Genomic DNA, 14,698 nt, shown 5'->3' on the forward strand with positions numbered 1-14,698 from the left:
TCAAAAAGAAGAATCCGCTCTTCCCGAAACCATGGCACCTGGTTCGAGGAGCACAATCCAGCGTGCCATGGCGGGATTTCGCTTGAAGACCGGGGCCCTGATGATGGAAGGTGGAGTACGGCCGGCTGGTCGGTGCCGCCGGGGGCGCGGCTCCCCGACGCCGGCAGCGGGGGAGTGAACCTGGAGCCACGCGCCATGACCCTTTCGATCCTGTCGCTGTTGATCATCCTCGCCGTAGCGCTCGTCCTCTTCTGGTTCGAGTGGGTGCCTCCGGACGTGACCGCGCTGGGGGTGCTGCTCGCCCTGATCGTCCTGGATTTGATCCCCCTGGACCGGGCGTTCTCCGGTTTCGGGAGCGACACGGTCATGCTCCTCCTCGGCCTTTTGATCATGACCGCGGCCCTGATGCGCACGGGAGCGGTGGAGGTCGTGAGCCGCCGTTTACTGGAAATTACGGGCAAACATCCCGGAGCCCTGCTGCCCGCGACCATGCTGGCCGTGGCGTTGTTCAGTTCCTTCATCAACAACACGGCCGCCGCGGCGTTCTTCCTCCCGGTGATCCTGGGCATCAGCCAGAGAACGGGGATGAGCGCCTCGCGTCTCCTGATGCCCATGGCTTTCGCGGCGATCCTGGCCAGTTCGGTGACCCTGGTGAGTACCTCGACCAACGTGGTGGTGAGCGGCCTGATGACCCAGTTCGGCATGCCGGCGATCGGCATGCTGGAGTTGACGCCGGTCGGGGTTTCCGTGCTGGCGGCCGGCCTGCTCTACATGGGGTTCTTCGGCAGGCGGCTGATCCCCGAGCGCCCGGCCGAGCCGACCCTGACCGACACCTTCGGCCTGCGCCCCTACCTGGCCGAGCTGCGCATCCTGGAGCGATCCTCCCTTGACGGCAACACGCTGGCGGACTCCGGCCTGGGGCGGAATTACGACCTGACGGTACTGGCCATCATCCGCGACGGGAAGCGCACGCTCGACCCGTCCGCCGACACCCTGTTGCGGACGGGAGACACCCTGCTGGTGGAGGGGTCCTCCGAGGCGATCCTGAAGGTCAAGGACGTCCCGGGCCTCGACGCGCAGGAGGATGCCACGGTCTCGGACGCGGACCTGGAGGCCGAGGGGCTGGGCCTGGCGGAGGTGGTGCTGCTGCCCGGCTCGCCCTTCCTCGGGCGCACGGCCAAGGGCCTGAAGATGCGGGAGCGCTACCGGATCCAGGTCCTGGCCATCAACCGCCGCACGGGGGTGATCCGGTCGAGGCTCGCCGACACCCGCCTGGGGCTGGGGGATGTGCTGCTCGTGCAGGGAAAGCACAACCAGATCGCGGCGCTCGAGGCGGAGAACGCTTTCGACGTACTGGGCATCATGGAGACCCGGCGGTTCCGTCCCAGGCAGGCGTTGCTGGTGACGGCGATCTTCATCGGCGCGTTCATCGCCGGCTCGATGAACCTCCTCCCCCTGCCGGCCGCCATGCTTTCCGGCGCCCTGCTGGTCTTCGTGACGCGCTGCATCTCACCCGAAGAGGCCTATCGCCAGGTGGATTGGAAGGTGCTGATCCTGATCGGCAGCATGCTGGGCCTGGGGGTGGCGATGCAGTCCACCGGCACGGCGGCGTTTCTGGCCGACCGGCTGACCGCGCTGGTGGGGGGGTGGAACCCGCTCTGGCTGCTGAGCGGGTTCTTCTTCCTCACGGTGGCCCTGACCCAGCCGATGTCCAACCAGGCGGCTGCGGCCGTCGTCGTCCCGGTCGCGGTGCAGACCGCCCTGCAGCTGGGCCTGAACCCGCGCACCTTCGCCATGATGATAACGATCGCGGCCAGCACCTCGTATTTGACCCCCCTGGAGCCCGCCTGCCTGATGGTCTACGGGCCGGGCCGCTACCGCTTCAGCGATTTTCTCAAGGTGGGCGGTCTTCTCACGGTGGTCGTCTATCTCGTGGCGATCTTTCTGGCCCCCCGGCTCTGGCCCCTGTGACCCCCGCCGGATGCGCATGGCGGAGGCCCGGCTACAACACCCTGTAGAAATGGATGACCACGCTGTTCGCCCTGCGCATTCCCGTGGATATGATGACCGATTTGTTGAGCCAATCGTACTTGCTGCCGGCCTCGACCTCCATCCTGGCGCCGGTACGCATGTAGTACTCGGAAGGGGGCACCTCTTCACCCCTGGCGAGGCGGTCGAGAACCGCCCTGGGTGCGGTCCGGATGCCCGTGTTTTCGACGAAGATGATCAGGCCGTCATCGGTCTTCAGGCTGTACCTGGCCACCAGGTCGGCGGTGCCGTCTTCGCGCACGGTCTGCCAGTCCGCGCCGCCGCGCAGCACGGTCCCCTTGATTTTGGGTCCCGAGAAGGTCCCGCCCGAGATATTGATGATGCGACGGGTGCCGTATTTGGTCTTGCCCAGTTCCTGCGGCGGCTCCAATGTGGCCGTCAGTTCGAACAGGAACTCCAGTTCCGGCCTGGGCAACAGATCGTCCGCGAGAGGGTTCCCTGCGGTCATGGCAAACAGCGACAGGGTGAAGAGTGTCAGGCAGATCTTTCTCATGGGATAGTCTCCTTCGATTGCGACGATGCGCTTCATGAAGATTCCGGGTCAAGGATGGTATTGGACGGCGCCCGTCTTCCGATTGCGCGAGAACCGGGCCAGGTAGTCCCACGCGATTCCGGCGTATTGCGGGTACAGAGCATGAACCAGGTCGGCCGTATAGCTGAGGGCCACCATGGGAACGCCCTGCCTGTCATTCAGATACCAGATGAAGTTCCTGTGTTCGCCGTTCAACACGGTTTCCGACCAGGCGTCGGCCTGAAACCCGCACTTCGGGTGGGCTTCGAAGTCATAGCGGACCCGGTCCATCCCGTTGAAAAGCAGGAATGCATTCAACAGCACCTGGGAATTGTCCGAAAGACTTCCGTCTTCGGGGTTTATATTGGGCGACAGGTCATAGGCGCTGGTCAGGTACATGAACGGCAGGTCCGTTTCCTCAAACCGCTCCTCCATGGCGTCCGTGAACGTGAACATCGCGCCGGCCATGTCGACAACGGCCGCCAGCATCCGCGGGTGGCTGGTCGCGATGGCGAGGGTGGCCCCTCCGCCCATCGAATAGCCGGACGCATAGACGCGTGAAGCATCGATCGCGGGATAGGTCTTCATCATGTAGGCGGCCAGCGCGGCCAGCGATTCCCCGAGAACCGGCTGATCGGAAGAGAGACCCTGGTGCTCCGGGGCCACCAGGATAAACCGCTCCTGACACACCATCTCCAGCCAGCCGACCTCCTCCACGAAGGCCTGCGGATCATCGCCGCCGCCATGGAGGGCGATGACGAGCGGAACGGTGCCAGCCGCGACCCCGTTTTGGAGAACCTCGCCGGGTACATACTCGTACCAGGTCTGCAGGTACTCGCCGGCCGGGGTTCGGATGCCCGAGAACCTGTCTTCCTGGTGCGGAAACACGGAAACGCCGTCGCGCGTCACGCCGTTGGTGACGATGTTCCGCGCGGCCAGGGAATAGGGCGCCTGATCGAACGTATATCCCTGGAAGGGCGTGCCGGCGCTGTGCAATCCCTGTTTGACGACGGGGACGCGCATCGTCCGGGAGAACATTTCGTCGTACACCCTCTTTATGATGGCGGCCGCGTCCGGCTTGGGTTCCCTGTGGACGGTCACCTGCTGAAGCGGCAGGGCCTGGTTGAAGCAGGTGGTGGTCCCGCCGTCCCCCCTTGCGGCGTCGGTTTCGTTCGCGGCCTTGTACCCGGCCGCGACGGCCTCGGTGGGGTTCACGAGATAGGCGGGCAGAACGGCGGCCACCTTGCGGACCTCCTCCATCCTGCCGTTGATCAGCAGGGCGCCGGCAATGCGGCTCGCGTAGTCGAAGGTGCTGGCGATGTAGTTGTTGAAGAAGGTCGCACCGCCGTCGATCCCGATGGCATAAAGGAAGCCGAAGCCGCCGAAGTAGGCGCCGTCGGACCAGGTCGTGACGATGTCGCCGGATCTTTCCGATCCGCCCAGTGACAGCATCGCCGTCTGGAGGGCGTAATAGTGCTTCTGGTCGGCGGCGGCGAAGCCGGCCTTGGGGTCGGACGGCGTGACGAGCACCACGCTCCCGATCGCCGCATCGATGATGTCGGTCATGCCGAGATTTTTCAGGTAGGTGAGCGCGGCATCCTTGTTCGGGAAGGACTTCTCGGCAAAGACCAGGATGTTGGTGTTGGAGCGGAGGGCGCGCCCGCCCCAGAGGTTCGCCGACCGGTATACGTACGTGGTTCCTTCAGGATAGCCGTCGAGCACGGGGTGGGACTTGAAGGCCCCCTTGCCGGAGTCCTGCGAGGCGGCGGCAGCAGGGCTGCTCACGCGGGTTTCCTCCAGCGTCTCGAAAGTGGCCGGGTTCCCCTGTCGGTTGGAGTAGTCGAGAGCGAGGGCGCCGGAGGTGAAAGTCAGGCCCGCGGTGAGGGCGAGCGTAAGAAGCAAGGGCGGCAGGTTCTTCGGCACGGGTCCCTCCTTTTCTTTCCGACGTGATCGTCGGCCCCATTGTTCATGATGGAACACCTCCGATGATACAACAGGCGCGAGCGGGCGGGGAAAGGAATCGGTAACATCGGCCCTGGTCCAGGCGTATGTATGACCATAGCTCTTTAGGAATAAAGGCCTGCGCGAATTTGCCAACTTTGCAGAGAGGTGAACATTCTATGCGGATCAAAATCCTTGTTTTGACTGTCTTTGCCCTGAGCGTGATGCTTTCGTCGGCTTTGGGCGCGGATATTGCTGGAACGTGGAAAGGCACCAGGGAGATGATGGGCCAATCCATGGAGGTGAGCTTCACCTTCGTCCCCGATCAAGCCGATCCCACCAAATTCACCGGAACGAGTCCGGGCCGCCAGGGGGGCGAAAACAAGATCACCGAGGGGAAAATCGACGGCAATGACGTTTCCTTCACGGTCGTGATGGAAGGCGGCATGATGGCCGGACTGAAGATCAATTACAAGGGCGCCGTCGCTGGCGATGAGATGAAGCTGACGATGGAAATGGACATGAGCGGAGTCGATTTCAGCGCCATGGGCGGCGGTCCGGGCGGCGGTCCCGGCGGCGGTCCCGGCGGCGGGGGAATGGGGGGACCTCCTCCGGGCGGCGGCGGCCCCGGCGGCGGCATGCCTCCCATGGAACTGACCGTCAAGAAAGTCAAGTAGCCGGCTGCAATAACACCCGGTTGCCGATGTAACAGCGCCGCCGGCGGGGATGGGCAGAAAATCCCTTCTCCGCCGGCGGCGTTCTTTCTCCCCTATCGAAATGGAAGCTCCCCCGACCGCCTGCCATAGTCCCGGACCCCGCTCTTGTCTGGCGGGGGCGGCGGTCGTTCCCGACGGCCGTTTCATAGTCTTGCTTGGTTTTTCCCTCGCGCGGCTATACAATGCCCGGTTCTGGAAAGGAGGAAGCCGTCGCCGAAACGCTGCATGCCTTGTTTGCTCGACCACATGATGGACAATCACCAGTGGTTGGCAACGTGCCTGGAAGCAGCGCCAATCGTCGAATGAAACCGGACTGCATGGAAATAGCATCGGCCGATTCTGGTGGAACGCGAGGATAAACGCCGGATCTGCCGCAAACACCGTATTCATCCGTAAACACTGCATAAGATACTCGAGAAGCACAGCCCGAGCCTCCCGGATACCGGCAGTTCAACCCCCGCGAACGATACCCTTTCGGCCCTCAGGAGACCTTCATTGAGGCCTCGGGCCAAGGCCCGGAAATCTCCGACGGCGGAGGAACATCGCCGGGGGCGATGAATGCAGCATTATCGTAAGTGTCACCAATTAAAGAGGTTGACTATGGATACCCGCAAGATGACGACCATCGGCCCGGGGGCGTCGCCCCCGCTGGACGTGCTTATTATGGATGACGACGCTGCATCGGCAGCGGCTTGTCGCCGGACCCTGGAAGAGGACGGGTATTGCGTCGCCGTTGCCGGCGACGGGCGGCAGGGTCTTCAGGCGGCGGAGTCGGACGGCCCGAGCGTCGTACTTCTGGATCTCGGGATTCCGGGTGTGACAGGATTCGAGGCGCTGGCCCGGCTGGCCGAGCCCGGATCCGCGACGATACCGATTGTCATGACCGGAGACGGGACGGTGGACTGCGCGGTGGAATGCATGCGGCTGGGCGCCCACGATTTTCTGATGAAGCCCGTCGATCCCGAAAAGCTCCTGGATTCGGTGCGGCGCGGGGTGGATCTCAGCACGCTGCGCAGGCAGGCCGATGCGCCCAGGGCGAAACAGGATCTGTTGCTTCAGGGGCTTGATTTCCTTGGTGAAGCCTACTCCCTGGGCATGGAAAAGCGCCAGCTGCTCGACGAACTGGCCTCTCTCGAGAAAGAGGCGAAGCACCGCGCGGACGGCCTCGGCCGGACCGGGGGGAAGGAACGCGCTATCGCCGGCATCCGCGAGGATCTCCTCAAAGCCGACGCCATCATGCGCAAGTACGGCTTTCGGAAGGATGCGCTCATTCAGACGCTCCTGGACATCCAGGAGACGTTTCACTGGCTTCCACGCCATATCCTCGGCTGGGTATCCGGCAGACTCCACATCCCGCTCCGCGAGATCCACGGAATCGCCAACTTCTATGAAGCGTTCAGCCTGGAACCGCGGGGCCGGCATTCGTTCCAGGTCTGCACGGGGACGGCTTGCCACGTGCGGGGAGCCTCCGAACTGCTGACCCGGGTCTCCGCCGCGCTGGGCCTTCAACCGGGACAGACGGACAGCCGCCTCACCTACACGCTGGAGACCGTCCATTGCCTCGGATGCTGCGCCCTGGCGCCGGTGATCCAGGTCGACAGCGAGTATTATCGCGATCCTGACCGGAGCCGGCTCGACACAATCATTAAAACGATGCAGAAGGAGACGCAGGCATGAAACGCGTGAAAACCGTTGCGGATCTTGAGAACCTGAGAACACAGGCTGTTGCCGGGCGCGACGCCAGGGAGGCCTGGCTGGAGGTGTGTACGGGATCGGGCTGTCGTGCCTGCGGCGCCGAAGCGTTGGCGGACGCCCTGGATGGCGAGATCGAAAAGCGCCGACTTGGAGACACCATCGGAGTCCGCCGGACCGGGTGCCACGGCTTCTGCGAAGGCGCCCCGCTGGTGGTGATCCAGCCTTCGGATGCCTGCTGTCTCAAAGTGCAGCCGAAGGACGCGGCGGCCATCATCGACAGGCTCGGCGCGGGGGAGGGGCCGGTCACCGACCTCCTGTATCTCGACGAAGAAACCGGCGGGCGCATCGCACGTCTGCAGGAGATACCTTTCTACAAGCACCAGGAACGCGTCCTCCTGGAAGACAACGTCCGGATCGATGCCACCAGCATCATGGACTACATCGCCATCGGCGGTTACGGCGCGCTGGCAAAGGCTCTTTCCGGGATGACGCCCGAATCCGTGCTCCAGGAAGTGAAAGCGGCCAAACTGCGCGGCCGGGGGGGCGGCGGCTTTCCGGCCGGCCGGAAATGGGAAACCACGCGCAACGCCCCCGGCGAGCCGAAATACGTCATTGTCAACGCCGACGAAGGGGATCCGGGCGCCTTCATGGACGGCAGCCTGCTCCAGGGAAATCCGCACAGCGTCCTGGAGGGACTGATCCTGGGCGCCTATGCGATCGGAGCCGCGGAAGGGTTCCTGTACGTGCGCCAGGAATATCCGCTGGCGCTCAGGAGCGCCAGGATCGCCATCGAGCAGGCGCGCGAATACGGGCTGCTCGGCAGGAACATCCTCGGGTCCGGGTTCTCCTTCGACGTCACCATCCACCGCGGGGCCGGGGCCTTCGTCTCCGGGGAATCCAGCGCCCTGATGAGCGCCATCGAAGGGCACGTCGGCGAACCGCGACCCAAATACGTGCATACCTCCGAGAAGGGGGTCTGGGGCAAACCCTCCTGCCTGAACAACGTCGAAACCTGGGCCACCGTTCCCCGCATCATCCAAAAGGGCGCGGATTGGTTCCGCGGCCTGGGAACGGAGGGGAGCAAGGGCACCAAGATCTTCTCGCTGGTAGGCAAGGTCAAAAACACGGGACTGGTCGAAGTTCCGATGGGGACCCCGCTCCGCGACATCATCTTTAAAATCGGCGGCGGGGTTCCCGACGGGAAATCCTTCAAGGCGGTGCAGACCGGCGGACCCTCCGGCGGGGTCATCCCGGAAACCCTGCTCGATCTCCCGGTGGATTTTGACGAGCTCACCAGGGCGGGTTCCATGATGGGTTCGGGCGGCATGATCGTCATGGACGAAAACACCTGCATGGTGGATACCGCGCGGTACTACACGAACTTCCTTGCGCACGAATCGTGCGGCAAGTGCGTTCCCTGCCGCGAAGGCACGCGCCAGATGCTCCGCATCCTCGACGACATCGCTTCGGGGAAAGGCCGGGAAGGCGATCTCGAAATACTGGAGGAACTGGCGGAATTCATGCAGGTCGCGTCCCTCTGCGCGCTGGGCCAATCGGCGCCCAACCCGGTCGTCAGCACCCTGAAGTATTTCCGCGGGGAATACGAAGAGCATATCCGGCAGGGGCGATGCCGCGCCGGCGTTTGCACGGCGCTGATCGCCTACGATATCAGCCAGGAAAAATGCCGGTCCTGCGGCGCCTGCCAGCGCAGCTGCCCGGCTGGAGCCGTCCACAAATCGGAGACGGACGTTTTTACCATCGTCCAGGAGAAGTGCATCAAGTGCGGCGCCTGTTTCAGGGCATGCCCCGAGAAATTCGGCGCCGTCGTCAAGGTCCCGGCGGACGCGATCCGGCACGAAGCCGCCGAGGAGTTTGCTTTGGCCGGAACTAGAGAGTAGCGGGGAGCGCCATGGATACTGTCCGATTGGAAATTGATGGTCGTGCCGTAGAGGGCGCGCCGGGAACCACCGTTCTGCAGGCCGCGAGGTCCGCCGGCATTGAAATACCCACCCTGTGTCATGACGACCGGCTGGAGTCCTTCGGCGCCTGCCGGATGTGCATGGTCGAGATCGAAACCGGCGGGGGCCGCAAAAAACTGGTGGCGTCCTGCGTCTACCCCATAGAGGAAGGTCTCCGTGTGCGGACAAAGACGGAGATGGTGGTCAAGATCCGCAAGATGATCATCGAACTCCTCTGGCCTTCCTGGCAGACGTACGCGGAGGAATACGGGGTCACCGCCTCGCGCTTCAGGACCGGCATGACGGACTGCAGCCTTTGCGGGCGCTGCCTCCGCTACTGCGCGGAGATCAAAAAGGAGAACAGGATCTACTTCAAGGGCCGCGGCATCGATCGCCGGCCGGCGCTGCTCGAAGGGGCGGAGCTTTCCTGCCGGTCGTGCGGCGAATGCTTCACCCTGTGCAACAGCGGCTGGATTGCCTCGCGCTGCTGACGCGCGCCGGATCGAAGGTGCAGAAAGAATGTCGACACCCGCGGGTTCTGCGGTAAGATCGGCCTGCCGCCCGTCGGGGCGGCTGCCGGGTCCGGAAACACCACGGGGTCAAGCCAATGCTGGCGGTAACGGGAGCTACCGGGCAGGTCGGGCGCAGGGTTGCGGCGCGGATAGCCGCGCTCGGGTTGGCGCAGCGGCTCGTCGTGCGCGATCCTGCGCGGGCCCCGCTTCTGCCGGGCGCCGAAATTGCGGCGGCTTCCTCCTATGACGATGCGCCGGCGATGCGCCGGGCCCTGTACGGCGTCGACACCCTCTTCCTCGTTTCCGCCCGGGACCGGTTCGGGGTCGCGCACCAGAGCGCCAGAAACGGCGTGCCCGCGCCCCGCTACGACCGGCTCGAGCAGCAGCGGGCGGCCGTGGATGCGGCCGGGGCCGCCGGCGTGCGGCGCATCGTCTACCTCTCCGTCGTTCGCGCAGCGCCGGACGCCGTTTTCATCCTCGCCCACGATCATTTTCACACCGAGGAGCGGATACGCGCCTCCGGCATGGAATATACGTTCCTGAGGGCGAGCCTGTACACGGACAACGTGCCGCTGTGCGTCTCCGCGGACGACGTCGTGCGGGCGCCGGCGGGGGAAGGGCGCGCCGCCTGGGTGACGCGGGACGACATCGCGGCGGCCGCGGCGGCGGTGATGACTTCGCCCGGCCACGAGGGGCGGAGCTACGACCTGACGGGCCCGGAAGCCCTGACCCTCGGTGAGACCGCCCAGCGGCTTTCGGCCGCCGTCGGACGGGCGATCACCTACCAGGCGCAGACCCCCGAAGAGGCCAGGGCCACGCGCCGCACCAGCCGGTTGGAAGGCTTCGAGGCCGAACGCAGACGCCTGACCGGGCGCGGCCTGGACGCCTACGAGGTGGAGGTGTTCGTCACCCACTTTCTGCAGATCGCGGCGGGGGACCTGGCCCGCGTCAGCGACGCGGTGCGCAGGTTGACGGGCCGCCCGGCGGAATCGCTGGCGGAATACCTCCGGCGGTGCCCGGAAAGCTGCTCCCACCTCCTCCGGACCCCATGATCCGGGTTACCCCCTCGCCGAAGTGTCCGACTGCAATTTCCCACAATTCCGGGCTTGCGGTATGATCATAATGCGGGTTAAGAGGTCGATCGGCGTGGCGGAGACATTGGAATGAAACGAGCAGACATGAGGCCTATCAGGCAAATCGAAGCCGTCGACGATCTTGTCGCGGAGATTCTGAGAAAGAAGACCCCGGGCGAAAGGCTGCGCATTGGCTTTGAGATGTGGTTGTCGGCGCGACGGATGCTTTCCGCCCACATTCGTCATATTCACCCGGAATGGTCTCAGCGGCAAACCGAAATGGAAGTGTCCAGGAGATTTCTCCATGGGACCCTATGAATTACTGGAAGTGATGGTGAGAATCTTCGAGAAGCTGCGGATCCCCTATTTTGTAACCGGGTCCGTCGCCGCGATGGCCTATGGCGAACCCCGGCTCACCAACGACATCGATATCGTGACCGGAATGGAGGCTGCCCACATTTGTGGATTTCTGGCGGAACTTCCATGCGATCAGTTCTATGTCAGTGAGGACATGATTCGGGACGCGATCCGGCGCCGGACGCAGTTTAACATCATCCACCCGGCGTCAGGGCTGAAGATGGACATCGTGATTCGGGATCAGTGTCCTTTTAATGAGAGCCGATTCCGTCGAATCCGCAGAATCAAACCCGGAGAAGGCTATGAGGCGAACTTCGCTTCTCCGGAAGATATCATCATCATGAAGATGCGTTACTACAAGGAGGGAGGATCCGACAAGCACTTGCGGGATATCGCCGGCATATTGAAGATCAGCGGGGCCGAAATCGACAGGTCCTACATCCATGATTGGGCCATCCAACTGGGGGTTATCGAAATCTGGGATCGTGTGATCCAGGCGCTTGACTCTCCGGACAACAGGCGGCCGCACTAGTCCCTGCGCCATGGCACGCGCTTGGCCCGAATCCCGGCGGTCTCCCGTCCGCCCCTACGGAACCTCGTCCAGCGCCTGGTGAAAGTCGTGCAGCAGGTCGCGCCAGTCTTCGATGCCGACGGAGATCCGGACCAGCGCATCGGTGATGCCGTAAGCCTGCCGGTCTTCGGGGCTCAGCTCCGAATGGGTCGTCGTGGCCGGATGGCAGACCAGCGTTTCCACCCCCCCGAGGCTCACGGCGTTGCGCGCGATCCGGAGACGGCGCAGGAAATCGAAGGCCGCCCGCTTGCCCCCCTTCAGTTCGAAGGCGACCATGGCGCCCGGGAAACGGCACTGGGCGTCGCGGATGCGGACCTGGTCCGGGTCGCCGAACTGCGCGGGGTAGTGCACCGCGGCAATCTTGTCGTGCGCGGCCAGCGTTTCGGCGATCCTCTGCGCGCTCTTGCTCTGCTTGTTCATGCGCAGCGCCACGGTCGGCAGCCGGCCGTTGAGCATCCAGCATTCATCCGGCTGCAGGATATTGCCCAGGATGGCCCGGACACCGTGCAGGTGCGCGACGAGATAGGGTTCGCGCGCCAGCACCACGCCCCCGAGCAGATCGCTGAAACCCGACAGGTACTTGGTGGCAGAGTACACCACCAGGTCGGCGCCGTGCAGGAGCGGATGCTGAAACGCCGGACCCAAAAAGGTGTTGTCGACCGCCACGAGGGGGGCGTCGGGATGCTGTTTCGCCTCCCCGGAGGCGGCCGCGATGTCGGTCATGGTCAGAACGGGATTGGCCGGGGTCTCGATGAAGATCAGCTTCAGCCCCGAGGCCCCGCGGATGGCCCGGCGCATGCCGGCGGTGTCCCCGGCACGCACCGGGATGCCGCGAAAGCCCAGCGGCTGCAGGATGTGGTGGATCAGGTGGTACGTGCCGCCGTACAACGGCGTCGTATAGAGGAAGCTGCTCCCCTGCGGACAGAAGGTGAAGAACAGGGTCGATATGGCCGCCATGCCGGAATTGAACACCGCCGCCGCCCCGGCCGAGGGTTCCAGCGGCACCACCTGGTCTTCCAGGATCTCGGCGTTGGGATGCGACAGGCGGGCGTAGATCAGGTCGATGTTCTCCCCCGCCTCCGGCTGCGCCTGGCCCAGGGCGACGGCAAACGCCCTTTCGGCCGATTCCGGGGAGGAGAACACATAGGTGGAGGAGCGGAACACCGCCGGGCGCGCCGATCCGACCGAAAGGGCCGGATCGAATCCGCGCGTCAGCACTGCCGTGGGTGGACGGACTACATACGTCGGTTTCCTGGTTTTCATGGCTGGGCTCCCTTCAGCCCGCACGGGCCTTCGCCTAAAATCCGCCGCCGTGCGGGTTGTAGCGGATTTTGCCGGTCTGCGGGTCGCGGGAGTAGCGCTTGAAGAACTCCCACGCGATCCTGCCGTATTCCGGGTAGAGCGCATGCTGGAGGTTCGTGGTATAGGAGAGCGCGACCATGGGGACGCCGGCGGCGTCGTTGAGATACCAGAGGCAGCTGTCGTATTCTCCGTTGAGCCGCACCCGCACCATCCGGTCGGCCTTGAACCCGTTCACCGGGTACGCCTCGAAATCGTACGCCGCTATCTTCTCCATCCCGTTGTAGCCGAGGAACAGGTTGAGTTGCGCCTGGTATCCGCCGGCGATGGTGCCCCGGGCCTGATCGAACGCGCCCCCCAGGTCGAAGGAGGAAGTGGTGAACAGGACCGGCAGGCGGGCCTTCTGGAACTGCGCCACCTCCTCCGGGGTCCCGGTGTACGGGGCCGCCGCCATCGGGACCGCCGCGGCGAACAGGGACGGTTTTCCGTTGACGGCCCTCAGAGTCGCGGCCCCGCCCATGGAGTAACCCGTGACGTACACGCGCGCCGGGTCGAGCGCGGGATAGGTGGCGAGCATGTACTCCACCAGCGCGGGGAGGGATTCCGAAAGGATCTGGCCGATGCTCTGGTGTTCCGGTGCGACCATGGCGAAGCGCTCGCTGCCGGCCAGCGGCAGCAGGCCGATTTCTTCGATGAACTGGCGGGGGTCGTCCCCGCCTCCGTGGTTGGCAAGGACCAGGGGCACCGTTCCGGGCGGGGCGGTGTTTCGGAGCACTTCTTCGGGCAGGTACTCGAACCAGGTCTGCAGGTATTCGCCGCTTGGGGTCTTGATGTGGCTGAACCTGTCCTGGCTGCGGCCGATGACGCGAATGCCGTCCCGGGTGGCGCCGTCGATGACGGCGTTGCGTTCGCAGAGGGATAACGGGGCCTGGTCCATGCTGTAACCCTGGTAAGGGGTGGACGCGCTGTGAAGACCCGGCCGGCCCACCGGCACGCGCATCGCCTTGATGAACAGGTCATAGTAGGCGTTTCGGATATACCGGGCGAGGTCCGGATTCCGGTCCCGGGCCACAACCACCCTCTTCAGCGGGAGGGACTGGTCGAAGAACGCCTCCACATCCCCGTTTTTTTCATAGGCGTCCGTGTCGTTGGCCTTTTTATACGCTTCCACCACCCGGTCGGGCGCGTTCACCAGGTATACGGGGACGAGAGCGGCGACATCGCGACCGGTTTCCATGCTCCCGCCGATCAGCAGCATCCCGGCGATCCTGCTGACGTAGTCCAGCGTCCCCGCGACGTGATTGTTCAGGTAGGCGGCTCCGCCGTCGATCCCGATGACGTAGGTATAGCCGAAGCCGCCGAAATATTCGGCGTCGGAATACCTGGGTCCCCGCGCCCCGAACATCCCGGGCCCCGGGCCGGCCCCGGGGCCGGGCTTGCCTGCGGGCGCGGGGGGGGCGCCCAGGGCGGGTTTGGCTCCCGCTCCGGGAGCGCGGCCGAAGGGCGGCCCGGAGCTTTCCCCCGCCTTCTGGGCGAAGATGGCCGTCTGGAGGGCGTAGTAGTATTTCTGGTCGTTGGGGCCGAACTCTTTTCCGTCGGCCGGGGTGACCAGGATGACGCTGCCGATCGCCTCGTCGATGATGCGTATCAACCCGAGGTCTTCGAGGTACCGCCGGGCCGCGTCCTTGCCGGGAAAGGATTTCTCCGCGAACACGAGGATGTCCGTGTTGAGCCGGGCCGCGGCGCGTCCACCGTACAGGTTCGGCGACCGGTAGATGTAGGTGGTGTCGGCCGGGTAACCGTCAAGGACCGGGTGGGATTTGAAGGTCCCCCCGGCGTTCCCCTCGAGGGACGCGACGGCGACGGGACCGCTTACGCGTGCCTCCTCGAGGGTTTCGAAGGTCGCCGGGTTCTTTTGCCTGCCGGAGTAATCGAGCGCAAAGGCCGCGGCGGCCATGGTCATGGCTGCCATAGCCGTGGCTGCCAAGACCAACGGAAACAGACGCGCATTCTTCA

Annotated in this window: 11 protein-coding genes; 7 read left to right on the forward strand and 4 right to left on the reverse strand. The window is 64.5% G+C overall.

What is annotated here, in order from left to right; all coding sequences use genetic code 11:
* Window positions 1-195: 195 nt before the first annotated feature.
* The gene (locus tag GXY47_01830; protein ID NLV29868.1) at window positions 196-1,971 is read left to right on the forward strand and encodes an SLC13 family permease; all 1,776 of its coding nucleotides are present in this window, start codon (window positions 196-198) and stop codon (window positions 1,969-1,971) included.
* Window positions 1,972-2,002: 31 nt separating this feature from the next.
* Here GXY47_01830 and GXY47_01835 read toward each other — a convergent pair whose 3' ends face one another.
* Window positions 2,003-2,497, reverse strand: coding sequence for a DUF3237 domain-containing protein (locus GXY47_01835; protein ID NLV29869.1), 495 nt, complete (start codon window positions 2,495-2,497; stop codon window positions 2,003-2,005).
* Window positions 2,498-2,590: 93 nt separating this feature from the next.
* Entirely contained in the window at window positions 2,591-4,483 is a 1,893-nt protein-coding gene (locus GXY47_01840) for a prolyl oligopeptidase family serine peptidase (protein ID NLV29870.1), read from the reverse strand.
* Window positions 4,484-4,680: 197 nt separating this feature from the next.
* On the opposite strand from GXY47_01840, the gene GXY47_01845 reads away from it, so the two are divergent.
* The 6 genes from GXY47_01845 (at window position 4,681) to GXY47_01870 (ending at window position 11,344) form a co-directional block, all read left to right on the forward strand.
* Window positions 4,681-5,178, forward strand: coding sequence for a hypothetical protein (locus GXY47_01845; GenBank protein ID NLV29871.1), 498 nt, complete (start codon window positions 4,681-4,683; stop codon window positions 5,176-5,178).
* Window positions 5,179-5,817: 639 nt separating this feature from the next.
* Window positions 5,818-6,894: a response regulator gene (locus GXY47_01850; protein NLV29872.1), complete on the forward strand. Its 1,077-nt coding sequence runs from the start codon at window positions 5,818-5,820 to the stop codon at window positions 6,892-6,894.
* On the forward strand, window positions 6,891-8,810 hold the full coding sequence (locus tag GXY47_01855) for a 4Fe-4S binding protein (protein ID NLV29873.1): 1,920 nt from the start codon (window positions 6,891-6,893) through the stop codon (window positions 8,808-8,810). The genes GXY47_01850 and GXY47_01855 overlap by 4 nt, the downstream gene beginning before the upstream one ends.
* Before the next feature lie 11 nt (window positions 8,811-8,821).
* Window positions 8,822-9,361, forward strand: a complete 540-nt coding sequence (locus GXY47_01860) for a 2Fe-2S iron-sulfur cluster binding domain-containing protein (GenBank protein ID NLV29874.1) — start codon at window positions 8,822-8,824, stop codon at window positions 9,359-9,361.
* Window positions 9,362-9,477: 116 nt separating this feature from the next.
* Window positions 9,478-10,434 carry an NAD(P)H-binding protein gene (locus GXY47_01865; protein NLV29875.1) on the forward strand — a complete coding sequence of 319 codons (957 nt, stop codon included), beginning with the start codon at window positions 9,478-9,480 and terminating at the stop codon, window positions 10,432-10,434.
* Window positions 10,435-10,759: 325 nt separating this feature from the next.
* A complete protein-coding gene (locus GXY47_01870) occupies window positions 10,760-11,344 on the forward strand; it encodes a nucleotidyltransferase family protein (GenBank protein NLV29876.1) in 585 nt (194 codons plus the stop codon).
* 54 nt (window positions 11,345-11,398) lie between these two features.
* Here GXY47_01870 and GXY47_01875 read toward each other — a convergent pair whose 3' ends face one another.
* Together GXY47_01875 and GXY47_01880 are read right to left on the reverse strand one after the other, a co-directional pair.
* Window positions 11,399-12,646 carry a PLP-dependent transferase gene (locus GXY47_01875; protein ID NLV29877.1) on the reverse strand — a complete coding sequence of 416 codons (1,248 nt, stop codon included), beginning with the start codon at window positions 12,644-12,646 and terminating at the stop codon, window positions 11,399-11,401.
* Window positions 12,647-12,680: 34 nt separating this feature from the next.
* On the reverse strand, window positions 12,681-14,654 hold the full coding sequence (locus GXY47_01880; GenBank protein NLV29878.1) for a prolyl oligopeptidase family serine peptidase: 1,974 nt from the start codon (window positions 14,652-14,654) through the stop codon (window positions 12,681-12,683).
* Between the last annotated feature and the right edge of the window lie 44 nt (window positions 14,655-14,698).

The organism is Acidobacteriota bacterium (genome assembly GCA_012729555.1).
Lineage (GTDB): Bacteria > Acidobacteriota > UBA6911 > UBA6911 > UBA6911 > UBA6911.